This is a genomic window from Nitrosococcus wardiae, assembly GCF_004421105.1.
Lineage (GTDB): Bacteria > Pseudomonadota > Gammaproteobacteria > Nitrosococcales > Nitrosococcaceae > Nitrosococcus > Nitrosococcus wardiae.
The window spans coordinates 2,972,573-2,996,949 of record NZ_CP038033.1 but is presented as its reverse complement, the minus strand read 5'-3'; the positions used below and the strand labels follow the sequence as shown (position 1 = coordinate 2,996,949).

Sequence of the window (24,377 nt, the reverse complement as noted above, 5' to 3'; positions counted from 1 at the left end):
ATAATGGAATATAAAAATGGACCAAAGCCAAACAAGGAGGCAAGTCTATGTACGAAATTTTGATAATGATCTAGCACATTCAAACCGCGAGGGGATTGATCGTGTGTGGTTGGAACGACACAAGGAGTATTTTAATGATAAAAATTTGATAAGGCTTGGTGATAGCAGAGAAGCTACAGGAAATGACCAAGGAATAGATATGCTTGTATATTCCCCCAAATTGGGGAAAAGTTACCGAATAGAACATAAGGAGCATTTAAATACAGAGTATGAAGACGATATTGTACATATAGAATACAAACAGATAGCGGAGAATGGAAAGATAACTCCAGGTTGGATAGCAGACGATAGCAAACAGACGGATATATTTGCATATCATAAAGAAATTACAGGAATTACGTACTATTGGAATTGGCAAGAGCTAAGGCAGTTCTGGTGGTATCTTACAGTTAATGAAGCACAAGGCGAATACAAAAGTTCTAGATCATGGAATGGTTGGGGATATACCTATTGCCTGCAAATTCCGGCTAGTGATATTACAGATATTATCGAGTTCATGAGTAGCAACGCTACTTGACGTAGCTCATGAAAGAAGCACAGCTACACCATTAAGCCCAAAAGGGCAACTTATTCAACAGTAACAATTTAGGTGCCTAGCTCATACTGATCAGTATGAGTGAAAGGGCTGCTTTTGTCTCCAGTTAATCCTGGCACCTATTTCTTTTAAACAATCAACCAAGGAGACAAAAACACCTAATCGCTTACGTGATTTGCTAATAAAATCATAGGAGACTGATATATGAGTATTATAAAGAAAGAGCCCTATAGGCAACGCGCTACGCGCTTTAAGGAATAAATTTATGGCCAGAGCACAAGAAAACAAAGAAGCCAAGTATTCAAGGCCATTTGACGTACATAGGTGGAGTGATTATCCAGAGGTAAATAAAGCAGTAGAAGCAATCAGAAGAGAGCTTGTAGCAACGAATCCGATAAAGAAAGTAACAGATAAGCAGAAGAAACACCTGAAGGTAGTTATTCTGGATTTGTATGTAGCATGGCTAAGTGATCCTGAATTATGGATAGGGTATTCCAGAGATCACCATGATTATCAAGTAGATAGCAGGTATAACAAGCTTCATATTGGATACAGAGCATTAATCCAAGTGATAGATAGTCTTGCGGATAGTGGTTATATAGAGCATAAAAAAGGATTTAATGATAGAAGAACAGGAATTGGATTTCAGTCCAGAATGAGAGCTAAAAAGAAACTGATAAATCTAATCAAGGATAGGTATAACATACGGCAATACATGACTAAGAGAACGAACACAGAAGAGGTGATTTTACTTAAAGACAGTGAAGGAAACTTGATTGATTACCAAGATAATGATAACACCATGCGTATGAGAATACAGCTTGAGGCAATTAATCAACGGTTAGAGAGAAGTTTAATAGACTTGGATATTTCAGATAGTGAACTTAAAGAATTAGTAAAGAGGTTCAGAAAAGATCCAGATAGGGGTACTTTAGATTTCAGCAGAAAGAGATTAAGGAGAGTATTCAATAATGGGTCTTTTGAAGAAGGAGGGAGATTCTATCATGGTTGGTGGCAAGAAATTCCAAGAGAGTACAGGAAGTTCATTACCATTAATGATAGTAAGACAGTAGAGCTAGATTATGGTGGTATGCACTTAAGAATGCTGTATGGCATTGAAGGATTAGAGCCACCAAAAGATTCTTATGATATAGGAATACCAGAAGCACCCAGGGATATAATCAAGAAGATTACCAATACTTTGCTGAATGCTGAAAGCTTACAATCAGCCAAGGGCGCTATTAGGAAAGATTATCCAGATATAGATTATGCAATATTACTAGAAAAGATATTCCAGAAGCATGAAGCAATTAAAAGATATTTTCATACAGGAATTGGAATAAAGCTACAGTATTGGGACAGTGTCATTGCAGAGAAGGTAATGCTGTACATGTATGGTCATTACGATTCCCCAACTCTACCAGTCCATGACAGTTTTATCGTTAAATCAGGAAGTGAAGCTAGGCTACAGAAATGCATGGAGATTATATTTAATGAACTATATCCAACAATTGAAGCACAAATTAAAAGGAGCATACAACTAATGAAAGAGGATACCTTTATTGATAAAGGTGATTATCAAGTAAGAGCAAGTAGTATAAGCAGAATTGATTTAAATGAGAATCCAGAAGCAGCAGCTAGAAGGAATATGCTAATCGAGCAGATAGAATCACAAGAGGATTGGAAATGGAAACCAGAGATACACACTAAGTGGAGTGAAGAAGATACTGAGCAGCAAATAGCCTATAAACCAGGTAAGAGAGGGTCATAGCGGATATATACAACTAAATCGCTAGAGCGATTTGATATTCAGTCTATAAGCTGGGTCATAAAAAAAACAGATATAACAATTGTTCATAAGATTGAATATTATTACTAGATATATTGGATTGATATATACATGATTTCATAATCCTCCCTCTTATGGGGAGGGTATATATACAATATGTATCTTCTCTCTCATTACTCCCCACGTTTTTAAAGATTTAATCCCAATAAATCAATAGCTTATATTTTTGATACGATATTTTTGTGCTTAATCGCATTTAATCACATTAGCGATTTGTTAGCGATTTGCTCAAATCTTGCCTGAAGGTTCACTCTTTAACGCCTACGGCGTATGTAGCTTTGCTACGCTAAAGATATTCACTCCTCTAACGATAATAAAAAATGTTGAAGACGCACGAAGTGCTTTAAGCAGAGAATAGGATTGCATAAGTAATTGACGAATTGGGAATACAGAAACCTTAAACAACTAACTAACAAATCAATAAGTAGATTCCACTATAGACAATTGAGAGTTTTTTTACTTGAGTATTATACTCAAGGGTATAATATGGAAGATTATTGACAGCAGAGGGAGAGCGGTATGACATGCTTTACAATCAAACCCAATGAATAGGAATCCTTTGCACAAAGGAATCAAGTTCCCTTTACAAAAAGCTATTAATTTCATTGATCTGCTCAGGGAACACCATGCAGAAATGTCACCACATGCAATGCTGTGTTTTTTGTATGTGGCTTTACATGAGGAACTATATCAAACGGATTTAGCAGACTTGGTGGGTGTTACAGAGGCTAATGTCAGCAGGGATATATCCAGTCAGGTTGAACTGGGCTTGGTAGAATTATTTGACAATCCAATAGGAAGGAGACAAAAGACTATTAAACTGACATGGAAAGGTATAGCATTAAGAACCAAGTTATTGAAGATATTATTATAATTTTTGCCTAGAGAGCTAAAGGAGTAAAATCTCTCATGAGCCCTAAAGCAACTATGTTGCGTTGCCCTACGGGCTTTTTAGGTGCCTTATAATTGATTTTTGCTATTTTATGGGGTAAACAGTAGTTAACCATTACCTATATACGTAGCGTTGCTTAGAGAGCCATACAAAGCCTCTAATACCCATTATTAATGTATGGGAATACTCATACATAAGAATACGACACAAGCATGAGCATGTATTATTGGTGCTATATAGCCATGATAATTGTATGGTTATTATAGTACCAATACAGAAGGGATAGGAACTCACGTATAGCACCAAAGGCGCTAATGAATAGCGAAGGTATTTCCTTATATGGCAAATTGCCACCTTTGAGATTTAACTACGCGGATCTGTGCTGTATTCCTCCAACTGGAGCAAAGGGTGCCATTTCAAATGTGACCCTTCCATTCTTACCTTTGGTTATTTCTAGAAGGTGGAATTTTCCCTCCTTTTCTTATCCCGGAATTTTCCCGTATTAAGATTTTAAATACCTCTAATCCGAGTGATTATCTAAGTCCCTCTCTTGGAGCATATTAGTTTTGGGATCTAGACGTAACGAATCGTTACACCCTTATTAAGATTTAAAATTTCAGCAAGTGCCTGAATATACTCGTTAGCTCTAGCCAGCGAGCAACTCCATGAAATGGCAACGTAGCAAAGCTACTTTGAGAATACAGCTAGTTTAGGGTGTGCCCAAGTCCCTCCTTGCCTACCTTTGGTAATATCTAAAAGGCGTGAAAATCCCACCTTTTCTAACTCCTTGATATACCCAGTAGTTTTAGGTAGTCGTGTCCATTCCTTTGCCTCTTTCCCAAATGCCTTAGCAGCCTTAGTCATATTAAAGTACCCGTCCTTGCGGAACACGAAAGCCTTACCATTAAGTAATCCCAACTTCGTATGCAGTAGCAGCGCTACGTTAAGCGTAGCTTAAGGCAAATTAAAGATTCTACATTGCCTAACGATAATGGACTTAGTACGGTAAAAAAAACAATTTTAATCATAAATCTTGGCGTGATAAATTATGGCAAACTTATTTGAAGGATTAGGTCCACCTATTGGAATGGAGGAGTTAGTCGAAAAGGCTAATCCACAAGGCGTAGAACCTGTAATAACAGAAAATACGCCACCTCCTACTACCGTAGACATTATTCAATATAGATACCATAAAGGCTTCCAGAATAATCTTACGAATAAAATAATAGATAATATTGATACTGCTCCTTTAGCTAACTTAACTAATAGACTAGACAATAAAAAAGCACTGATAAAAGCACACCCTGAAGCCTATCAAGCACAAATGCTAGAATGTCCCAAGAGTTTGTTACCATGTGAAAAGCCAATAGGAGGAGTGATAGGGGATACGGCGGAATTTGTAGGAAATCTTACTGATCCAATAATATTTCTGCTTATATTTCTTGCAGTATTATCTATGCGCTTTGTTCGTCGTCATAAAGAAGTCTTCATGAACCGGATATCTAATCTAGGGCTGGCTGAAAGGTTTGTTATAGCAGGCAGTGTTTTCTGGATACTTTTAGCAATAGCATTTATTTTTGTATTTGAGCCTTTTGGTTCTAGCCTTAATGATACAGAGCTAATGAAAGCAATAAAGGTTACAGTATTTCCTCCCATAGTCATAACAACAGGATATTTTTTGTTTTACAAATGGACTATGAAGAAAAGATAATATGGACTGGAGAAGGAAATCTATTGCCAGGAAGTACTTGGTGTAGGTCAACAATTTTTCGTGGTCCTAGAATTTTTTTCATGTAAGGTTTTTTTCATTTACCAAACACCGTAGCTGCCCTGGCCATATGTATTACTTGTCATAGAAATTTTGCTAGCGCCAAATATAATAGCTTTTGCTAGCGCCATAATTAGTACCCACTTTATATAAGACATTACCCGTTGAGACCAGCTAGGCTTAGGTTCTTTCCTTTCAAGGTTTGGGTTTTGAGCAGGAATATCAGGTTCTTGCTCTTTTAGAATACTATAGTCTGATCCAGACACAGAAATAATTTCTCTAAAAGATAGTATCCAACTGCCTCCTTGTTTTTCGATATTACGATTTTTCTTATTTAGGACTGCTGATACAGCCTCGCAATCATAAACTTTATAACAAATCAATATGTTTAAATTTCTATCCCCAAAAGGATTGTTAACTGTAAGTCCATATTTCAATTTACCAAAATTGTCATAAAGATAGAAATAGCCAGGAATTCGTTGGGGTACTGAAAATGAAAACTGCGTGATTAGATTTTGTTTATACTTCTCGCTTTCTTGATTTGGAGTATTTAAGCGATCTATCTCTTCACAAACATGATTTATGATATTTATGGCTTCATTTATAGGTAATTTAAAAAACTCCCTGGAATTATGAGATCTATAGCTGTTTAAACGCTTGTGTATAAGTCTTTCAGCTTCTTTGCAATTTAAAACTTTTCTCTTGAAAGAAACTTTAAATGGGGTAGGAATACCAGTAGCATTTCTATATATTTCTTTAGCCCTTGCTTCTGGCGAACGAGAAGTTCTACCAATCTTAAGTAAGTTTTTCTCATAAGAAGAATTGGTTAGTATATAAATATATCCTCGACTCATTGAGCTAGATCTCACCTAGAGATAATATTTCTATCTCAAAATTTTTATATATCCCAATACTTTATCGGCATATTTCTTCTGCTCTTGAGCAACGTAGTTGCGATTTAACGCCGTAGGCGTATGTAGCATAGCTACTTGCAGCGCAGCTATCGCTGCTTAAAGCTGAAGCCATAAGGTGCATACATTTTTGGGAAAAATCGAAATTCGCAATCGAGAGATACATGCATTTTCAGAGAAAATGAAAATTCTGAAAAATATGATAAATCGGTATACGCAAGCTCCCCCCCTGATCATTTTCATTCAGATTTTGCCCCCCAGGGGGGTATAAAAATTACCAATCAGGCAGAAAAAAATAGATTAATCAATCACATGAAGCACATTTTCTTGTCACAATTCTGTCACACTGAAGCCTCAAAAATCCCCTCTTGAATTACTGTAATTCATTGATTATACTGGTGAGAATCAGGGGTAAATGAGCTTCCCAAGCTGATGACGTGGGTTCGATTCCCATCACCCGCTCCAAAAATCATTAGTTTACCGAGAGGCTTTTTCCAAATCTTCTCAAGCGAGCCCCTCTTTGTAACCCCTTCCTTTCTAATCTTTAAACTTCCTTGTAAGTCCTGAGCAGGATTACATCAAATAATCTGATAGAAATAAGGATTATAACGAACTCAGGCAAGTGTTGCTGAATCCTATAGTTTTTTGGGTAGGTGACGAAGTAACCCTCACACTAAAGAGTAAGATGGGGAAACAGATTGAGACAATGAACACTATACACTTACACCGGATCGGGAGGCTGGCTGGGTTTGGCCTCTTGTGGGGAACGATAGTCATTGCTGCTGCTTGTTCTTTGAGCGACTCTCCCCGATTATCGAAGCTTCCCGCTGATGGAGTCATTTTGGCTTTTGGGGATAGTCTTACTTATGGTACGGGGGCAGGGGGTTCCCAATATAGTTATCCCAGCATTCTTGAGGAAAGGGTTAATCGCCAAGTCATTAACGCCGGGGTGCCTGGAGAGTTAAGCCATCAGGGACTAGCCCGTTTACCTGAAGTATTAGATCAGTATCAGCCTCATCTTGTGGTGTTATGTCATGGGGGTAATGATCTCCTGCGAAAACAGGATGATGCCCAGATTGCGGCTAACCTCCGGGGGATGATAGAGCTTATTCAAGATCGGGGCATTGAGGTCATTCTATTGGCGGTACCGAGGCCCGCGGTGTTTTTCATGGATGCTGCTGATTTTTACGCTGGAATTGCTCGGGAATATCAAATCCCCATTGATAGCGAAACGCTTTTGCGCTTGGAAAAGGATCCTGCCCTTAAATCGGATCAAATTCACCTTAACCAGGAAGGTTATCGGCAGTTAGCTGACGCTGTTGTTCATTTGTTGAATACTTCCAATGCCATCTAGCTTGGGTTTCTCCCTGGATAGTTTACTGAACTCCTCCCAAAGGCAGGAAGAACACTAAGAAAGCAATGGGAAATTATTTTGCTAATATTCAATTGAGATCCATTTCACTTTAGGGTTTAAGACTACCCCATACTATGATAGGAGATATTCGCATCCCCCTTTATTTGATCGTTATACTTGTTATTCTAAGTCCTGCCTATGGGACAGCCCAGGAGCCTTCAGCTAAATTAAAGCGGACGCTAAATGAAGAGCTAAAGAGGTTATCCGCCGTACACGGTATTGTAATTAAAGGTCTTGAAAAAACTAGAACCATCCCGGCACGTTCAACCCAAGGCTCCTTACGGCAGCAGCTCCAAAAGCTCCTTGCTGATTTTAATTATGTCATGATTCAAGCGCCCGATAAGGGGATTGAGCGGGTACTCATTTTGCACCCTAAAGAGGCTACACCTGATGTTCCTGAGCAAATTGTTTTGGCGACGGAGCGAAAGGGTAATCATCATGTTGTTCGGGCGACGGTTATGGGCTCCCGCTCAATGGCTATTGACGTTTCACTATTAGTGGATACGGGAGCATCGCTGGTGGTGCTTCCTGCTTCAATTCTCCCTGAGCTTGGTTTTAACGCAGACGATCTTGAGGATCAGGAAGTGCAAACGGCCAATGGTCCTGTAAAAGCGAAAGTAGGGCAGCTACATGCTATCGAGATTGGCACGGAGGTTGTCTATAACGTGGATACGGCCTTTATTGATGATAGCCTCCTCGGTCGCAATGGATTGTTGGGGATGAATGTGCTGGGCCGTTATCTGATGACCATTGATGATCAGCAGAACCTGATTACCCTGATCAAATAGCCCTAAAGGTGGTTCGGGAAATGGCCATGATACCCAATTGAATATTGGTTGGGGTTACCTATACTGAGGTGCTAAGGGGAGTGTAATTAACGAACTTTAGGAGCTTATGGAGAGGAGGTATCCCATGAGTGCTACCGGGCTTGAAGTTTTTGACTCAACTTTGCAAAAGACATCTCTATGGTTGAATGACCTCATGACGGAGATGGGGTGGAAAGATCGGCACAAGGCTTATTCGACCCTGCGGGCAGTATTGCATGTGCTCCGGGATCGCCTCATAGTAGATGAGGTAGTGGATCTAGGCGCTCAGTTACCCATGTTAGTAAGGGGATTTTACTATGAAGGTTGGCGACCGACCGGTAAGCCCCTTAAATATCGGCATAAAGAAGAATTTTTGAATTATGTCACGGAAAAGTATCAAGGTCTTGAGGGATCTGAGCAAGAGAGGGCGGTAAGCGCCGTATTTAAAGTTTTATCTCGGCATGTGACGGGAGGCGAAATCGAAGAGGTAAGAAATCAATTACCTGAAGAAGTACGCGTCCTTTGGCCCTAATCGGCGTGACGCGGGCTATGCAGATACAATAATTATAATTGGCTAGGGAGGAAACGTGCTCGCACCCATAGAAAAACCTTACGGTTCGTGGAAATCACCCATCACTACCGACCTGATTGTTTCGGAAACTGTGGGTCTAGGCCAGGTAGCGCTTTCTGAAGGCGCAGTTTATTGGATGGAAATGCGTCCCACGGAAGGGGGCCGAAGTGTGATTTTGCGCTGGACCCGGGATGGAAAAATTAAAGAGATGACTCCTCCCCCCTATAATGCTAGAACGCGGGTGCATGAATATGGTGGTGGTGCCTATTTAGTGGCCGGGGATTCGGTATTTTTCGCAAATTTTGAGGATCAAAGACTATACCGACACCAGGAGGGGATGGCGATTCAGCCGATTACCCCGGAAGGTGATTATCGTTACGCCGATGCTATTTTTGATGGAGTTCGGGATCGTCTTATCTGTGTCCGTGAAGACCACACTGATAAGACCCAGGAGGCGGTCAATACCCTTGTGAGTATTCCTCTCAACGGCAGTGGTCAGGTTTCAGTGCTTGCTTCGGGGGCAGATTTTTACTCCTCACCTCGCCTCAGCCCCGATGGAAATCGCCTGGCCTGGCTGACCTGGAATCATCCCCATATGCCTTGGGATGGGACTGAACTCTGGGTAGCTCAGGTAGATGGAGCGGGCTCCTTAGGAGAGGCAGAGCACATAGCGGGCGCAAGCAGTGAGTCCATTTTTCAGCCTGAGTGGTCGCCTGAAGGCACCTTGTATTTTATCTCTGACCGGACTGGATGGTGGAATCTGTATCGGTGGTGCGAAGGGCAAGTGGAAGCAGCCACTCAGATGAAGGCCGAATTAGGCTTGCCCCAGTGGGTGTTTGGTTTATCCACGTATGCCTTTGAATCGGCGGATCGCGTTATCTGCACCTATAGCAGCGAGGGTGTGGGCCATCTGGTCAGCATTGATACGACCACCTCTGCCCTGGAAGAATTTGATCTTCCCTGCACGGAGATAGGATTTTTACACGCTCAGGCTGGGCGTGCGGTATTTATTGCGGCTTCACCCACGGAATTTCCTGCCGTCGTTCAATTGGATCTGAGCAGCGGGGGTTTGGAAGTGCTGCGGCGCGCGAGCGAGATAACTATTGATCCCGATTATTTTTCTATTGCCAAGGCCATCCAGTTTCCGACAGAGGGGGGAGCCTTATCCCATGCTTTCTTTTATCCGCCGAAAAATAAGGATTTTATCGGGCTGCCGGATGAGCGGCCACCTTTGTTGGTGGTGAGCCATGGCGGCCCCACTGCGGCCACCGATAATACCTTGGATTTAAAGGTTCAATATTGGACCAGCCGGGGGATTGCCGTGCTTGATGTGAATTATCGCGGCAGCAGCTATTATGGGCGAGAATATCGCCAGCAACTGGAGGGACAGTGGGGGCTTGCCGATGTGGCTGATTGTGTCAACGGTGCCTTGTCTCTGGTACAGCGAGGGGACGTGGATCCAGAGCGTCTCGCTATTCGGGGGGGCAGTGCGGGTGGCTTTACCACATTGGCGGCATTAGCCTTTCATGAGGTGTTCAAGGCTGGTGCGAGCTACTATGGCGTAAGTGACTTGGAGGCACTAGCAAAGGAGACCCATAAATTTGAGTCCCGTTACCTGGACTACCTGATCGGGCCCTATCCGGAACGGGCTGATCTTTACGTGGCCCGCTCACCCATTCACGCCGTGGAGAAACTCTCTTGCCCGGTTATTTTTTTTCAGGGTCTGGAAGATAAGATTGTGCCCCCTGAGCAAGCCGAACAGATGGTAGAGGCGCTGCGTAGGAAGGGGTTGCCCGTGGCCTATGTTCCCTTTGAAGGCGAGCAACATGGCTTCCGGCGAGGGGAGAATATCAAACGGGCGCTGAGTGCGGAACTTTATTTTTATTCTCGGGTTTTTGGGTTTGATTTGGCCGATGAGATTGAACCCATTGCTATTGAAAATCTTTAATAACTTTACCCATATTTATTTTGTCTCCCTTAATTGGATTCCCCCCAAAGTTCCTGGAGCCGCTGATCCCGACCACAAGCAAATCGATATAGTTTGTAGCGGATTGGGTTTTTCTGATAGTAATTCTGATGATAATCTTCTGCAGCGTAAAATGTAGTCGCTGGTTTGATTTCAGTGACGATAGGTTTATTGAAGCGGCTAGATTGCCCGAGTTGATCTTTGAATTCTTCGGCCAAGCGCTGCTGTGCTTTGTCGTGGTAGAAAATGGCGGACCGGTATTGATTGCCTTGATCACAAAATTGTCGATCCGCAGTGAGGGGATCAATGTTATGCCAAAAAACTTCCAGTAATTTAGCATAGCTTACTTTCCTGGGGTTATAGAGGATCTGGACCGCTTCCGCATGACCGGTTTTTCCAGCAGAGACCTCTTCGTAGGTTGGATTCTTCAGCTGACCGCCCATATAACCAGAAGTGGTTGAAATAACACCCTCTAGTTTGTCAAAAGGCGGTTCCATGCACCAAAAGCAGCCACCAGCAAAAGTGGCTTTTGCTAAGTTTTTTTCATCTGTTGCTAACGCTGTAGAAACATTGGCGATAGCTAGCAAGCTAATAACCAGACTAAGCAAACCACTTGTAGGACCCAGCCCCTTCACCACATTTTTTTTTATCATGCTTTTCCTCCTTGTCTTTTAGGACTGTATTTCGAGTATAGAGTTTCGGCAAGTCCGTATTGAGGTTATAGGAGATGTCGTCTATAACCACGATACTGAAGAGCAAATAGGTTGAAGGCCGCCCATGTTGAATGTCTAAGAAGGGGAAAATGTTTTGGAACGTTATTTGCATCAAGGCTCTAGAGAAACTTAAAGTTGCATCTATTCCTATAGGTGGCTGTGTCGTGTTGGTGATGTCCTTGGTGCTGTTCTCTCCGAAGACGCTGTCAACGCGACTGACGATTCTCTATACCAATGATTTTCACGGTCGCTATATTCCTATTGAAGTAGCTCCTGGCAGCGCCACCTCCCAGACCGGCGATCCCGGAGGAAGAGCCATTAGTTTCGACCGTACCGGGAAGATTGGAGGTTTTGCCTACCTGAGCACCTTGGTCCAGGAGCGGCAAGCTCATGGCCCCTTATTGTTGGTGCATGGAGGCGATACTTTCAGTGATGATCTGCTAGGCAACCTTACCCGAGGTGAGGTGGTTATCCAACTGATGAACGCCTTGGGTTACGACTTTATGGCTTTGGGTAACCACGACTTTGACTACGGCCTAGAACGGACCCAGCAGCTACAAGCCCTAGCGGATTTTCCTATGCGTGCCGCCAACATCTTGGTGGAAGCGACCGGGCAGCCTGTGTTGGGTGCTCCCGTTAAAGTTATGGAGATCGCTGACCTGAAGGTAGGTCTTTTAGCCTTAGGCTATCATAATACTCCTTTAACCACCAGCCGCGAGCTTATTCGTGGATTGTCTTTTACCAGCGGTATTGAAGCGGCACGTCCCTATGTCCAGGTGTTGCGCCAGCGTGCTGATTTAGTAATTGTAGTCTCCCACCAAGGGATGGCAGTGGACCAAGTCCTGGCCCGGCAAGTGCCTGGAATCGATGTTATCATTGGCGGCCACTCCCATGATTGGATTGCCCCGCCCCATCAAATCGGGGGGACCTATCTAGTCCAGGCCCTCTCGGATGGCACCCTAGTGGGTGAGTTGGTATTGGAGAGCGAAGAGGGCCACGAACCTCAGGTAGAAGCCCACAATTACCCCCTTTGGAACGATAAGATCGCAGCAGACCCGGCATTGGTCGATTTAATAAAGAAATGGCGCCAGCTTCACCGCCCCTACCTGGAAGCGGTCATTGCTACTGCCATCGAGCGCATTGATCGCCAGTATAAGTCCCAGAGTCCCTTCGATACTTTGGTGGGGGATATTCTGCGGGAAGAGACCGGGGCCGAGATCGCGTTGTTGCCTGGCGTAGGGTATGGTGTCTCGTTGACCCCAGGGCCTATCACCCGGGAGCAGCTCTATACTCTGCTTCCTCATCCGGTCAGAATGGTCAGGGCGAAACTGATAGGTCGGCAGATTTTAGACATCCTGGAGCAGAGCGCCATCAACCTTAATCCTAGACATCCCCTGGAGCTCGTAGGCGGTCTTATCCAAACCAGTGGGATGTCATGGACCGTGGATTTGGATCGCCCCAGGGGGCAACGGATTCAAAATGTACGGATAGGGGAGGCCTCTCTGGAACCCATGCGCTCCTATAGCGTGGTGACCCACACGGGGATGCTGGAGGGGCTCCATCGCTATGAGGCCATTGGACAGGGTACAGAAATCCACCGTTATGATCGCCTGGTGGTGGATATCGTGGAGGCTTGGATGGGGCGTCAAGGGCAGGTTAAGGCCCCTCCTGGGGGACAGATCCGATTGATCAGTAAAGACAGAGGGAGTGCAAAATGATGAAAGTCTTGGGGTACCTGGCGCTCACGGGGTTAGTCTTTGTCGGTGCATTGAATTCGGTATTCGCCGAGGAATGGCAGACACCGCGGATAACAGGGTATGGCAAGGTTCGCCCTTACTCCGATACTGCTGTTTATCCAGAAGCATCCGGAGACTACAAAATCCTCTTCGATATTACCAAAGCAGCAGATGCGCCAGGGCAGATCAATCCGGGGTTCGAGCATGTAGCGCGCTTGCTCAACCTATTTGCTCTGGCTAAAGTGCCGGAGGATAGAATCAAGGTGGTATTGGTAGTACACGGTTCGGCCACGCCCGCCGTTTTGGATAAGACCTATTACCGAAAACAATTCGGGATCGTGAACCCCAATGCCCAGCTCATTACTCAATTGGCGGAGGCCGGGGTTACCTTGTATGTCTGTGGTCAAGCCCTGGCCCAATATCACTACCCGCTTGATTGGATCAATGGCGATATCACATTGGCTCTGGCCGCGTTGACGGTACTACCTGCCTATCAAAGACAAGGATATTCCCTGATCCCTCAGTGAGAAACCTCCTGGGTCCGGAGTGTCCATTTTCTCAGGATACCCCGCTGTACTGCCTCTGGACAAACCACTCCTTCTGGGCTAAACGCTTAAACTATCAGGGGGAGCTTTCCTCATAAACCAACGGTACTGCCGCCTCCGGTGATAGGAGCCGGAATGTGAGGCTCTCCTCTAGATATAGATCGACGGTAGTGGCGTTGTGAGAGGCGTAACCGATTGAAATATCACGGCCAACCACCATCTTGAAGTCGTTACCCCGCATGCTGAGCACGAGTGCACCATTGATTGACGGAGCGCGCACAATAGGCCCATCGAGTAGCCGTTCGACATGTTTAATCACTGGGTAGCCGCCCACGCCAGTAGTCCGGTTGAGGCCGATAAAGCAGCGCGTACCGAGGGCGATGGCATAGGGGCCCTCGATGGCGGCTTCGGTGAGGATTGCCAGTGCATGCGCGACTACCTCCGGGTAAGCATTGTAATCATTGGTGAGTGTCAGTGGCCTGTGCTTCGCGTGGGTGTAAATTCCGCGAATGCCGGCGTTCTCGTGACCATAGAAGATTAGTCGGTCTTCGGTATGCGCCAGATGCTGTGCTGCCTCAATTAGCGGCTCTAGATTGGCGTCCTCCGCGCCGCGGCCGATGGCATCGATCTCATCGCGTTTTAGTGTAAACGAGGCCCGCAGCTCGACTAAGGGCTGCACCTGGCGGATCAGTGCACGCACGCCCTGGCCACCAATATCAGGCAACAAATCAACGCGGCCCATCGGGACCGCCGACTTCGTCCAGCCGTGCGGACCGCTGAAATCCACCAGCTTGCGAGCGGCCAAAGATGCCTTGAGGGTGCGAGTGGCGTCGCCGGTAATTTCTTCCCAAGCCTTCTCCGAGATGGGGGCGAAGTCGCGATTCAGATCGCCAGCCATTTCATTTTTCTCCATGTAGGCTGCCAATATTGAGCGAGCCGTCGCTCATCATAGACTCGTCGTCGGTGCCTTCCTCTTCTTCGTGCTCAGAAATTGTCTCGGTAGTAAACAGATACTGCCGTAGCTTGGCGTCAAGTACTGGATCACAACGGCGCAACCACTCGAGCACCATCGCTGCGTGTTCCTTTTCCTCGTTGGCATTATGCTGGAGGATATTTGCCAATTCCGAATCCTGAGTGCTATCGATCCGCTGTTGATACCAATCGATCGCTTCCATCTCTTCCATCAACGAAATGATGGCGCGGTGCTTGTCCAGAGTCGCCTCACTCATGCGCTCCACCGGTTCGTGGAACATCTCACTGGCCATGTTAGGGGCTCCTTTTTGGTTTGCAGCAGACCGATGCCACGCCACAGCTTACGGCCAAGCGCAACCTGCGTATCGTGGCCTGGCAGTCGGCGGGAATGGAAATATAAATAATTTTTCCGATTTATTTGGTAAATAAATGTAGTAAAGGCCCGGTGAGGTGTCAATCATGCTCTTCATTTTAAAAGCGTATCTAATAGTGAATGCCCTGCGAGCCTTTCGCCTTATTTCCCCACCCCCATTGAGCGAGGGTTTATGGCGATTTTGCTAAACTTACAAGACGGCCAAGCTCTACCAGCGCGGTGGAAGCGCCTATGGGATTAGGCCTATTCGAGACAAACATATCACCTGCCAGTTAGCTGAGAGATAAAAACGGATGTACCGACAAATTTTCCTGGTTTTTGTTTTCGCTTGGTGTCTTCTTCCTGGGTTCACTTATGGTCAAGTCATAGAGGAGGACGAGCTCGAATCCATTGAGACCTTTGGAGGCAAACTCACCCAAGGAGAAAAGTCTCCCCCCTTAACCAAGGTGGTGAAAGAAATTATCAGTCGCACAAACCACTTCCGGCGAGAGAAAGGACGCCCAAAGTTGAAAGTGAACCCCAAGCTCATGGAAACCGCCCAGTATTTCGCAGAATTCATGGCTCGTACTGACCAATACGGCCACTACGCAGATGGTAATCGACCAGCGGAGCGCGCGAAAGAGCAGGGTTATAACTATTGCATTGTCTCTGAGAATATCGCCTCTCGGTTTAACACGGCAGGCTTTATCACCGAGGAATTGGTCCAAGGTTTCTTCCAAGGTTGGAAGTCCTCACCAGGCCACCGCAAGAACATACTCGATCCCGGTATTACGGAGATTGGAGTAGCAGTAGCGAAAAGTGAACAGAGTGGCTATTACTACGCCGTGCAGATGTTCGGCCGACCAAAGTCCCTGAGCATTGAGTTTCAAGTCACAAATAACTCAGTTACTACCATTCAGTATGAATTCGGCAACCGAACGTTCCCGCTTCCCCCACGGTACACACGAAGCCATCAGCTGTGCCGGTCGGAAGAATTGGTTTTTCATTGGCCGGACAAGCAAGAAAGTACTACTGTGCAACCGAATAAGGGGGATCATTATACGATCTGGCAGGAGGATGAAAAGTTTCGGATTAGGACAGGTGGCTATTAAAAATTACTTCGGAAAGTTGCTGACTCTATTTCTGTACTTACCTCTTTGAGTTATTCAGGAGATTATTCTATGGCTAAGACCCCTAAAATGCCTGATCCGCTGCTCAAAAAGCATGAAGAGTATGTAAAACTAAGCAGTGAGCAGGAAAAGAATCGAGAATAGCCCTCACAGCAAATGCCGGGTGGAAGAGGATATGATTTGCCGGAGTATGAGCGGTGGACAGAGGAGGAATTGCATGCTCTTGCACAAAGCCTCAGTATTCCTAATCATGAGAAGATGAACAGAGCAGATCTAATCGACGCCTTAATGGAATTAATGTCTCGACGAAAGCAAGAATAGGATCTTTATTATTTAATTACTTAGCCTATTATATATTGCCGCAACCTATCGAAATTATCTTTGCTTGCTGGCATTTTTCTGAAACAGTCTGGGAAAATAGTTGGCAAAGCTGGAATGTTGCCATTAGATATAAGGCAAAGATCCTAGTGATGAATATTCTTCGTTCAGATTGCTGAGAATTTCCATGTCTTGAGTGCTTATTTCGAAATCAAAAAAGCCAAGATTTTCTTCTAAATGTCTTTTCTGATTAGCTTTCGGTAAAGGAACTGTACCGAGCTGGATATTCCAGCGAAGCATCATTTGCGCGGGTGTTTTATGGTACTTGCTGGCTATTTGATTAAGCGTCTTATTATCAAGCCTGTTACCACGGGTCAGGGGGCTGTATGCTTGAATAATGATGTTATTCCTAATGCAAAAATTCTTGAAATCTCTACTATGGCCGAACGGACTCCATTCAATTTGGTTCACAGTAGGGACTTCGTTACTGGCATCGATCAGTTTCTGACTGAGTTCAGCCGAGTAGTTGCTTACCCCAATATCCTTTGTAAGGCCCTCTTTTTTAGCGCGAATTAAACCGTCCCATAGCTCCTCACCAGCGCCTCTGGCGGGTGGACGATGAATAAGCATCAGATCGGCATATTCCAAATCCATTTCATTCAAATATTCTTTGGTGGCTTGGTAAGCATCGTCGGTTTCCTCTACTTTCGTTACGATATAGAGGCTATCGCGGCTGATGTGGCTTCTTTTTATTGCTTCACCAATGCCTGGCTGCGTACCGTAATCGCTGGAGGTGTCAATCATCCGGTATCCGAGCTCTAAGGCGTAGGCGACGGTGTCTGCAGTATCAATTGTTAATTGCCAAGTACCCAAACCAAGAATCGGCATGGCATTTCCACTGTGAAGCTGGACAGTTGATTGTGCGTTCATGGAATCCTCTCCAAGACAACTTAAGTATCTTAGTAAAAGTTTTGAAGTATTCCTGGGGCGAGCCGGTGGTGTGGAGCCAGGGGACAGGGAAGTCCCCGCAAACCCTTTTTTCAGGGAGGAAAAACGGGTTTGCGGAACACCACCAGCTCGCTCCTAAAACACCTCATATTTTATTCATAGGTACTTAACCCTTTAAACCCTAGCCAAGGGTTTTTCCCTAATCTCCCAGCGCTGCACTGCAGCCCACTGGGGCATATCCCCACAGTTAGCCGGAGTGTTTAGCAGGTGAGAGGTCGTTAGCGAGGCAAGCTCGAGTGGCCCATGAGAAATTCATCCACGGCTCGGGCGGCCTGGCGACCTTCACGAATGGCCCAAACCACGAGGGATTGACCGCGGCGCATATCGCCAGCAGCAAAGATCTTCGGGATTGAAGTTTGGTAGCTTTCAGTATCTGCTTGCACGTTGCCGCGTCCATCTAGGGCAGTGCCAAGCTCCTGCAGCACGCCTTCGTGCACGGGATGAATAAAACCCATCGCCAGTAAGACTAAATCGGCAGGAAGCTCAAATTCGGTATTGGGGATCTCCTGCATTTTCCAATGTCCTTCTTGGTTCTGACGCCATTCAAGGTGCACCACCTGGAGGGCCGTGACCTGGCCGTTTTCGCCTAGAAAGGTCTTGGTCGCTACTGCCCAATCCCGTGAGGCGCCTTCTGCTTGGGAACTGGAAGTGCGGAGTTTATAAGGCCAGTTAGGCCAGCTGAGAAGCTTATCCTCTTTTTCCGGGGGTTGAGGCATAATTTCCAATTGGGTGACAGAGAGGGCACCCTGGCGGAAAGAAGTCCCAATACAGTCTGAGCCTGTATCACCGCCGCCAATGACAACCACATGTTTATCCTTGGCGCAGATGCTCTCTTGTTCGGGAAGGGTATCTCCGGCCACTCGGCGGTTTTGCTGGATTAGAAAATCCATTGCAAAATGAATTCCCATGAACTCCCGCCCGGGGATGGGAAGGTCCCGGGGATGTTCCGCACCTCCAGTGAGGACCACTGCATCGTATGTCTCAACCAGTTGGCGTGCAGGAATGTCTCTCCCAATGTGCGTATCTGGGTGGAATTGCACGCCCTCTGCTTGCATCTGGGCCATACGCTGGTCGATGAGGGATTTACTCATCTTGAAGTCCGGAATCCCATAGCGAAGCAGACCACCAATCCGATTGTTTTTTTCAAATACCTCGACCTGATGTCCCGCCCTAGCCAGTTGTTGGGCACACGCTAATCCCGCTGGACCTGAACCCACGATGGCCACCCGCTTTCCTGTCTTGTGGGCAGGTACGTCTGGTGTAATCCAGCCTTCTTCCCAGCCTTTATCGACGATAGCACATTCGATAGTTTTAATGGTGACCGGTTCATCGGTCAGATTCAGGGTGCATGAGGCTTCGCAAGGAGCGGGACAGATACGTCCGGTGAATTCCGGGAAATTGTTGGTAGAGTGGAGGACCTCTAGGGCTTGACGCCAGTCATCCCGGTACACCAAATCGTTCCAGTCGGGGATGATGTTATTGACGGGGCAAGCGGGATGGCAAAAGGGAATACCGCAATCCATGCAACGTGCCCCTTGCTCTCTGAGTTCGCCCTCGCTTAAGGGAATGACAAACTCCCGAAAATGCTGAGTCCGGTCTGCCACCGGAGCATCGGTCCGGTCCCGGCGCGGAATCTCCATAAATCCAGTAGGTTTACCCATTAACCTAGAGCCTCCTTTTTCATGGCATGGACGGTTTTTCGGGCAGCTTGTGCCCGTTCCATTTCCTGCAAGGCGCGCCGGTAATCCACTGGCATGACTTTTACAAATTTGGGCAAATAATCGCTCCAGTTTTCTAGGATTTGGCGGGCCCGCTTGCTGCTGGTGTACTGCTGATGCTTCTCAATAAGACCTCTGAGGCGTTGAGCATCGAAGCGGCTAATATGGTGGCTGATATCCACTCGACCATGGGTTTCTAGATCACCGCCTTGGTGCTCTAGGTGCTCTAAAGCCTCATCCTCTTCGGCAATGGGTTCCAATTCCACCATAGCTAGATTACAACGCTGCTCAAAATCTCCGCTCTCATCCAATACGTAAGCAATGCCGCCACTCATGCCAGCAGCAAAATTGCGTCCAGTTTTACCTAGCACCGCCACTATACCGCCTGTCATATATTCACAGCCATGGTCCCCCACGCCTTCCACCACGGCAGTGACCCCCGAGTTCCGCACGGCGAAACGTTCACCAGCTACTCCGCGGAAGTAACACTCGCCGCTGATGGCGCCATAGAGTACCGTGTTGCCAATGATAATATTCTCCTCCGGTACAATGGGACATTCAGGAGGGGGGCTGATTATCAAACGGCCGCCAGAGAGTCCTTTTCCTACATAGTCATTCGCTTCACCGATAAGTTCCATGGAAATGCCATGGGCGAGGAAAGCGCCAAAGCTCTGTCCGGCCGTCCCTCGAGCCCTGATCTGGATGGTATTCTCTGGGAGGCCTTTATGGCCATAACGTTGGGCGACTTCCCCGGAAAGCATGGCGCCGACTGTCCGGTGGGTATTGCGCACCGGAATCTCAATTTGCACCGGCTCCTGGCGCTCTAGGGCCGCTTGGGCTTGGATAATGAGCTGTCGATCCACGATCTTATCCAACCCATGATCCTGAGTTTCTCTATTATAGATAGCCACCTTCGGGTTTACGGCGGGCTGGTAAAGGATTCGGGAGAAATCTAATCCCTTGGCTTTCCAATGCTCGATGGCCCGCCGCGTATCCAGGACATCTAAGCGTCCGATCATTTCATCAAAGCGACGAAAACCTAACTTGGCCATCAACTGCCTGACCTCTTCGGCAACGAAGAAGAAGTAATTGACCACGTAGTCAGGTTTGCCGACAAAACGTTTGCGCAATTCTGGATCTTGGGTGGCTACTCCTACCGGGCAGGTATTTAAATGGCATTTGCGCATCATGATACAACCTTCCACAATGAGTGGCGCGGTAGAGAAGCCAAATTCATCCGCTCCAAGAAGGGCCCCGATGACGACATCGCGCCCGGTACGCAGGCCCCCGTCCACTTGGACGGAGATGCGACCACGAAGCTGATTCAGTACCAAAGTTTGTTGGGTCTCAGCAAGGCCAATTTCCCAAGGTAAGCCGGCATGCTTGATAGAGGTCAGGGGGCTGGCGCCTGTCCCGCCATCATGTCCGGCAATGGTGACATGGTCCGCGTGGGCTTTGGATACACCAGCAGCTACTGTGCCCACCCCAACCTCGGAGACCAATTTGACGCTGATTCTTGCCCGGGGATTAACATTCTTAAGATCAAAGATGAGTTGTGCCAGATCTTCAATGGAGTAGATGTCGTGATGGGGTGGGGGAGAAATGAGTCCCACGCCAGGGGTCGAGTGACGCACCTGAGCAATAACGGCATCTACCTTATGTCCTGGAAGTTGCCCCCCTTCGCCAGGTTTAGCCCCTTGAGCCATTTTAATCTGGATGTCATCCGCATTGACCAGATACTCAGTCGTGACACCAAAGCGACCGGAGGCCACTTGCTTGATTGCTGAACGCATGGAGTCCCCATTGGGTAGGGGCTTAAAGCGCTCGGGTTCTTCACCCCCTTCACCCGTATTGGATTTGCCGCCAATGCGGTTCATGGCGATGGCAAGCGTGGTGTGGGCCTCATGGGAAATAGCCCCAAAGGACATGGCTCCCGTGGCAAAGCGCTTGACAATCTCGCTGGCCGGCTCCACTTCCTCCAACGGGATGGATTTCTCGGCAAAACGGAACTCGAATAAGCCCCGCAAGGTGAGCAACCGTTTATTTTGCTCGTTCACCAACTGGGCATACTCTTGATAAGTCTTGGCTTCATTGGCGCGGGTGGCATGCTGGAGTTTGGAGATGGTTTCAAAGGTCCACATATGGTCTTCGCCGCGCAGGCGGTAGGCGTAGTAACCCCCCACATCCAATTCATGGCGGTAGATGGGCGCATTGCTATAGGCGTCCCGGTGCCAGCGAAATGCTTCTTCAGCAATTTCGTTAAGCCCTGCACCTTCGATAGTAGAAGCCGTACCGGTAAAGTACTTTTCTATAAAATCACTGGAGAGCCCCACTGCGTCGAAGATCTGAGCGCCGCAATAGGACTGATAGGTGGAAATGCCCATCTTAGACATGATTTTCAATAAGCCTTTACCCACTGCTTTAATGTAGCGCTTTTGGACTTCTTCTTCGCTGACCACCTCAGGGAACTTGGTGCGTAGGGCTGAGAGGGTTTCAAAAGCCAGGTAAGGGTTAATGGCCTCAGCCCCATAGCCTGCTAATACGGCAAAATGATGCACTTCGCGGGCAGCCCCTGTTTCTACCACTAAGCCCGTCTCGGTCCGCAACCCTGTCTGCACCAGGTGATGGTGCACGGCCGAGGTGGCGAGTAGTGCTGGAATGGCGATATGGTCAATGTCTATGCTGCGATCTGAAAGGATCAGAATATTGAACCCTTTATGGACAGCTTGCTCGGCCTTTTGGCAGAGGTTTTGTAGAGCCGCTTTCATGCCGCCAGCACCTTCTGTTACCGGGTAACAAATATTCAAGGTATGGGTACGAAAGGCCCCGCCTGTATGGTCTTCAATACGCCGTATCCGCTCTAGGTCGGTATTGGTGAGGACGGGTTGGCTTACTTCCAGCCGCTTATGGGTTCCAGCTTGGGCGTGTCCCAACAGATTAGGCCGTGGCCCAATCAGGGAGACCAAGGACATCACCAATTCTTCCCGGATGGGATCAATCGGTGGATTGGTCACCTGGGCAAAGCGCTGCTTGAAATAATTGGATAAGGGGATGGCCCGGTTGGAAAGCACCGCCAGGGGTTCATCAGCGCCCATGGAACCAACCGCTTCCTGGCCCGTAACAGCCATGGGAGTCATGAGAAACTTAAGGTCTTCTTGAGTATAGCCAAAGGCCTGTTGGCGGTCCAAGAGAGTCTCTGGAGCAGGGGGCATGGGTCCCGTCTCGGCAGGTAGCTGTTCAATCTGGATTTGAGTCCGATCCAGCCATTCTTGATAGGGTTCGGCATCCGCCAGCTTTCTTTTCAGCTCGTCATCATCGATGATGCGCCCCTCTTCCAGGTCGATGAGCAGCATCTTGCCAGGTTGTAGTCGCCATTTTTTGACAATCCGCTCCTCGGGGATATCCAGAACCCCCATTTCTGATGCCATGACCACGAGATCATCCTTGGTCACCAGGTAACGGGCAGGGCGCAAGCCATTACGGTCCAGGGTGGCCCCAATCATGCGCCCATCGGTAAAGGCCATTGCCGCTGGACCATCCCAGGGTTCCATCAGGGCCGCATGATATTCATAGAAGGCACGCTGCTTCTCATCCATTAGGGGATTGCCGGCCCAGGCTTCGGGGATGAGCAGCATCATTGCGTGGGCAAGAGGATAGCCGCCAGTGACTAGGAGCTCGAGGGCATTGTCAAAGCAGGCGGAGTCGGATTGTCCTTCCGCAATCAGAGGCCAAAGTTTTTTAAGATCATCGCCTAGTAGTTCGGAAGTCATAGAATGGCGTCGCGCAGCCATCCAGTTGATATTCCCCCGCAAGGTATTTATTTCCCCATTGTGGGCGATCATCCGAAAGGGCTGGGCTAGATCCCAAGAGGGGAAAGTATTGGTAGAAAAGCGTTGATGGACCAGGGACAGAGCGGTAGTCATGCGCTCGTCTTTCAGATCCAGAAAAAAGGAAGCCACTTGATTGGCCAGGAGCATGCCTTTGTACACCAAGATCCGAGAGGACATGGAGGGAATGCTAAAGGCCGCATCTAAGTTATGTACGGCGTTTTCTATCTGTTTACGGATTACAAACAGCTTGCGCTCAAAGGAATCACCTGAAGGGCTATTTTCGCCACGGCCAATAAAGACTTGCCGGACTACCGGTTCTACCGCCTTAACACTTTCCCCTAGCTTGGTGTTATCGGTGGGTACATCTCGCCAACCAAGCAGGGTCTGACCTTCGGCTTTGATGTAATGGTTAATCTGTTCCTCACAGGCAACCCGGCTATCAGTCCCTTGGGGGAGAAAAAGCATGCCGACGCCATACTCGCCCACGGGCGGCAGCTTTATTCCTTGGGTTGCGCATTCCTCACGGAGGAACCGGTCAGGCATCTGAATCAGGATTCCCGCGCCATCTCCGGCCAGCGGATCTGCGCCCACAGCACCGCGATGAGTTAGGTTTTCCAGAATCCGCAGACCCTGTCGGATAAGGTCATGGCTCTTGTGACCTTTGACATTGGCGACAAAACCAACACCACAAGAGTCGTGTTCATTCTGAGGGTCGTATAGACCCTGCTTAAGTGGTAGGGCCTCGTCACGCATATCCAACCTCTTTCAATTTCTTGGATCCCAACCGGTGGGGTAGGACAACAGGAGATTTGAATGGGGCATCGAAGCTCGTCTCAGGAGGTTATAGTGCTCCAGGACCCAGCTCCGTCATTCTTTCCTGTCTTGCTAAGTAAGTTTACCCCAGTAATAACCAACAAAAGGACTAAATTATACAACTTTATCACTTCTAAGCTGAACTTTGTCTATTTCCTGGCTAGGCTTTATCAGTGTCAGTACTGATCCTGCGGTGTGGCAGGGGATTTTTGATTAAGATGCAGGGGGTGTTTAAATTATCTATTTTTGCTTCCAATCGCTGTGTTTAGAACTCTGCAGGAGGCCCGTAATGGGCAGTACAGATAGAAATAGTGTGCTCTCTCCTAAAGTATAAATGCTCAGCTTAAAGTTGTTCTGCTCCAATCAACTTTCCTAATTTTACGGTAATGGACATTTTATATAAAGACTTTTTGGGTATTCTGCTGATGTCCCTAGTCGCGAGTACCCTCACTGTTGCCAGAGGAGATACT

At 47.1% G+C, this 24,377-nt stretch carries 20 protein-coding genes; 12 read left to right on the top strand and 8 right to left on the bottom strand.

Annotated elements, in window-relative coordinates; genetic code table 11:
• Positions 1–16 precede the first annotated feature (16 nt).
• From E3U44_RS14195 to E3U44_RS14185, 3 genes are all read left to right on the top strand, one after another.
• Positions 17–577 (top strand): hypothetical protein, encoded by a 561-nt coding sequence (locus E3U44_RS14195; protein WP_134358790.1) that lies wholly within the window; start codon positions 17–19, stop codon positions 575–577.
• A 283-nt stretch (positions 578–860) separates the two neighbouring features.
• Complete coding sequence (locus tag E3U44_RS14190; RefSeq protein ID WP_134358789.1) at positions 861–2,366, top strand: hypothetical protein; 1,506 nt, start codon at positions 861–863, stop codon at positions 2,364–2,366.
• A gap of 637 nt (positions 2,367–3,003) precedes the next feature.
• The gene (locus E3U44_RS14185) at positions 3,004–3,318 is read left to right on the top strand and encodes a MarR family winged helix-turn-helix transcriptional regulator (RefSeq protein WP_134358788.1); all 315 of its coding nucleotides are present in this window, start codon (positions 3,004–3,006) and stop codon (positions 3,316–3,318) included.
• 705 nt (positions 3,319–4,023) lie between these two features.
• Here E3U44_RS14185 and E3U44_RS20710 read toward each other — a convergent pair.
• Entirely contained in the window at positions 4,024–4,227 is a 204-nt protein-coding gene (locus E3U44_RS20710; protein ID WP_420812623.1) for a KilA-N domain-containing protein, read from the bottom strand.
• A gap of 157 nt (positions 4,228–4,384) precedes the next feature.
• Between E3U44_RS20710 and E3U44_RS14175 the strand changes: the two genes are divergently transcribed.
• Positions 4,385–5,047 (top strand): hypothetical protein, encoded by a 663-nt coding sequence (locus E3U44_RS14175; protein ID WP_134358786.1) that lies wholly within the window; start codon positions 4,385–4,387, stop codon positions 5,045–5,047.
• Positions 5,048–5,145: 98 nt separating this feature from the next.
• Here the strand turns inward: E3U44_RS14175 and E3U44_RS14170 are convergent, their stop codons facing one another.
• Complete coding sequence (locus E3U44_RS14170; RefSeq protein ID WP_240761515.1) at positions 5,146–5,958, bottom strand: GIY-YIG nuclease family protein; 813 nt, start codon at positions 5,956–5,958, stop codon at positions 5,146–5,148.
• Positions 5,959–6,721: 763 nt separating this feature from the next.
• Here E3U44_RS14170 and E3U44_RS14165 point away from each other — a divergent pair.
• The 4 genes from E3U44_RS14165 to E3U44_RS14150 all read left to right on the top strand — a co-directional run bounded on the left by E3U44_RS14165 (position 6,722) and on the right by E3U44_RS14150 (position 10,754).
• A complete protein-coding gene (locus E3U44_RS14165; protein WP_134358785.1) occupies positions 6,722–7,369 on the top strand; it encodes an arylesterase in 648 nt (215 codons plus the stop codon).
• A gap of 134 nt (positions 7,370–7,503) precedes the next feature.
• Positions 7,504–8,217 carry a retropepsin-like aspartic protease family protein gene (locus E3U44_RS14160; RefSeq protein WP_134358784.1) on the top strand — a complete coding sequence of 238 codons (714 nt, stop codon included), beginning with the start codon at positions 7,504–7,506 and terminating at the stop codon, positions 8,215–8,217.
• Between the two features lie 124 nt (positions 8,218–8,341).
• Positions 8,342–8,767: a DUF2267 domain-containing protein gene (locus E3U44_RS14155; RefSeq protein ID WP_134358783.1), complete on the top strand. Its 426-nt coding sequence runs from the start codon at positions 8,342–8,344 to the stop codon at positions 8,765–8,767.
• Between the two features lie 55 nt (positions 8,768–8,822).
• Positions 8,823–10,754 carry a S9 family peptidase gene (locus E3U44_RS14150; RefSeq protein WP_134358782.1) on the top strand — a complete coding sequence of 644 codons (1,932 nt, stop codon included), beginning with the start codon at positions 8,823–8,825 and terminating at the stop codon, positions 10,752–10,754.
• A gap of 29 nt (positions 10,755–10,783) precedes the next feature.
• Here E3U44_RS14150 and msrA read toward each other — a convergent pair whose 3' ends face one another.
• Positions 10,784–11,425 carry a peptide-methionine (S)-S-oxide reductase MsrA gene (gene msrA, locus E3U44_RS14145; RefSeq protein WP_134358781.1) on the bottom strand — a complete coding sequence of 214 codons (642 nt, stop codon included), beginning with the start codon at positions 11,423–11,425 and terminating at the stop codon, positions 10,784–10,786.
• 149 nt (positions 11,426–11,574) lie between these two features.
• On the opposite strand from msrA, the gene E3U44_RS14140 reads away from it, so the two are divergent.
• Positions 11,575–13,203 carry a bifunctional metallophosphatase/5'-nucleotidase gene (locus E3U44_RS14140; protein ID WP_166805090.1) on the top strand — a complete coding sequence of 543 codons (1,629 nt, stop codon included), beginning with the start codon at positions 11,575–11,577 and terminating at the stop codon, positions 13,201–13,203.
• Positions 13,200–13,748, top strand: a complete 549-nt coding sequence (locus tag E3U44_RS14135) for a DsrE family protein (protein ID WP_134358779.1) — start codon at positions 13,200–13,202, stop codon at positions 13,746–13,748. The genes E3U44_RS14140 and E3U44_RS14135 overlap by 4 nt, the downstream gene beginning before the upstream one ends.
• Before the next feature lie 94 nt (positions 13,749–13,842).
• Here E3U44_RS14135 and E3U44_RS14130 read toward each other — a convergent pair whose 3' ends face one another.
• Positions 13,843–14,679: a family 1 encapsulin nanocompartment shell protein gene (locus E3U44_RS14130; RefSeq protein ID WP_240761514.1), complete on the bottom strand. Its 837-nt coding sequence runs from the start codon at positions 14,677–14,679 to the stop codon at positions 13,843–13,845.
• Positions 14,666–15,031 (bottom strand): encapsulin-associated ferritin-like protein, encoded by a 366-nt coding sequence (locus E3U44_RS14125; protein ID WP_134358778.1) that lies wholly within the window; start codon positions 15,029–15,031, stop codon positions 14,666–14,668. Before E3U44_RS14125 ends, E3U44_RS14130 begins: the two co-directional genes overlap by 14 nt.
• A gap of 373 nt (positions 15,032–15,404) precedes the next feature.
• Here E3U44_RS14125 and E3U44_RS14120 point away from each other — a divergent pair, with 373 nt between their 5' ends.
• The gene (locus E3U44_RS14120; protein WP_134358777.1) at positions 15,405–16,202 is read left to right on the top strand and encodes a CAP domain-containing protein; all 798 of its coding nucleotides are present in this window, start codon (positions 15,405–15,407) and stop codon (positions 16,200–16,202) included.
• 174 nt (positions 16,203–16,376) lie between these two features.
• Complete coding sequence (locus E3U44_RS20705; protein ID WP_134358776.1) at positions 16,377–16,541, top strand: Rho termination factor N-terminal domain-containing protein; 165 nt, start codon at positions 16,377–16,379, stop codon at positions 16,539–16,541.
• A 123-nt stretch (positions 16,542–16,664) separates the two neighbouring features.
• On the opposite strand, the gene E3U44_RS14110 is transcribed toward E3U44_RS20705, so the two are convergent.
• The 3 genes from E3U44_RS14110 to gltB form a co-directional block, all read right to left on the bottom strand.
• On the bottom strand, positions 16,665–17,468 hold the full coding sequence (locus E3U44_RS14110) for an aldo/keto reductase (RefSeq protein WP_134358775.1): 804 nt from the start codon (positions 17,466–17,468) through the stop codon (positions 16,665–16,667).
• Between the two features lie 296 nt (positions 17,469–17,764).
• The gene (locus E3U44_RS14105) at positions 17,765–19,207 is read right to left on the bottom strand and encodes a glutamate synthase subunit beta (RefSeq protein ID WP_134358774.1); all 1,443 of its coding nucleotides are present in this window, start codon (positions 19,205–19,207) and stop codon (positions 17,765–17,767) included.
• The gene (gene gltB / locus E3U44_RS14100) at positions 19,207–23,847 is read right to left on the bottom strand and encodes a glutamate synthase large subunit (RefSeq protein WP_134358773.1); all 4,641 of its coding nucleotides are present in this window, start codon (positions 23,845–23,847) and stop codon (positions 19,207–19,209) included. The genes E3U44_RS14105 and gltB overlap by 1 nt, the downstream gene beginning before the upstream one ends.
• Positions 23,848–24,377: the final 530 nt, after the last annotated feature.

Coding starts and splice junctions, on each gene's coding strand:
- E3U44_RS14195 (WP_134358790.1), top strand. CDS start 17: ATGGACCAAAGCCAAACAAGGAGGCAAGTCTATGTACGAAATTTTGAT.
- E3U44_RS14190 (WP_134358789.1), top strand. CDS start 861: ATGGCCAGAGCACAAGAAAACAAAGAAGCCAAGTATTCAAGGCCATTT.
- E3U44_RS14175 (WP_134358786.1), top strand. CDS start 4,385: ATGGCAAACTTATTTGAAGGATTAGGTCCACCTATTGGAATGGAGGAG.
- E3U44_RS14170 (WP_240761515.1), bottom strand. CDS start 5,958: ATGAGTCGAGGATATATTTATATACTAACCAATTCTTCTTATGAGAAA.
- E3U44_RS14165 (WP_134358785.1), top strand. CDS start 6,722: ATGAACACTATACACTTACACCGGATCGGGAGGCTGGCTGGGTTTGGC.
- E3U44_RS14160 (WP_134358784.1), top strand. CDS start 7,504: ATGATAGGAGATATTCGCATCCCCCTTTATTTGATCGTTATACTTGTT.
- E3U44_RS14155 (WP_134358783.1), top strand. CDS start 8,342: ATGAGTGCTACCGGGCTTGAAGTTTTTGACTCAACTTTGCAAAAGACA.
- msrA (WP_134358781.1), bottom strand. CDS start 11,425: ATGATAAAAAAAAATGTGGTGAAGGGGCTGGGTCCTACAAGTGGTTTG.
- E3U44_RS14140 (WP_166805090.1), top strand. CDS start 11,575: ATGTTTTGGAACGTTATTTGCATCAAGGCTCTAGAGAAACTTAAAGTT.
- E3U44_RS14135 (WP_134358779.1), top strand. CDS start 13,200: ATGATGAAAGTCTTGGGGTACCTGGCGCTCACGGGGTTAGTCTTTGTC.
- E3U44_RS14130 (WP_240761514.1), bottom strand. CDS start 14,679: ATGGAGAAAAATGAAATGGCTGGCGATCTGAATCGCGACTTCGCCCCC.
- E3U44_RS14125 (WP_134358778.1), bottom strand. CDS start 15,031: ATGGCCAGTGAGATGTTCCACGAACCGGTGGAGCGCATGAGTGAGGCG.
- E3U44_RS14120 (WP_134358777.1), top strand. CDS start 15,405: ATGTACCGACAAATTTTCCTGGTTTTTGTTTTCGCTTGGTGTCTTCTT.
- E3U44_RS20705 (WP_134358776.1), top strand. CDS start 16,377: ATGCCGGGTGGAAGAGGATATGATTTGCCGGAGTATGAGCGGTGGACA.
- E3U44_RS14110 (WP_134358775.1), bottom strand. CDS start 17,468: ATGAACGCACAATCAACTGTCCAGCTTCACAGTGGAAATGCCATGCCG.
- E3U44_RS14105 (WP_134358774.1), bottom strand. CDS start 19,207: ATGGGTAAACCTACTGGATTTATGGAGATTCCGCGCCGGGACCGGACC.
- gltB (WP_134358773.1), bottom strand. CDS start 23,847: ATGCGTGACGAGGCCCTACCACTTAAGCAGGGTCTATACGACCCTCAG.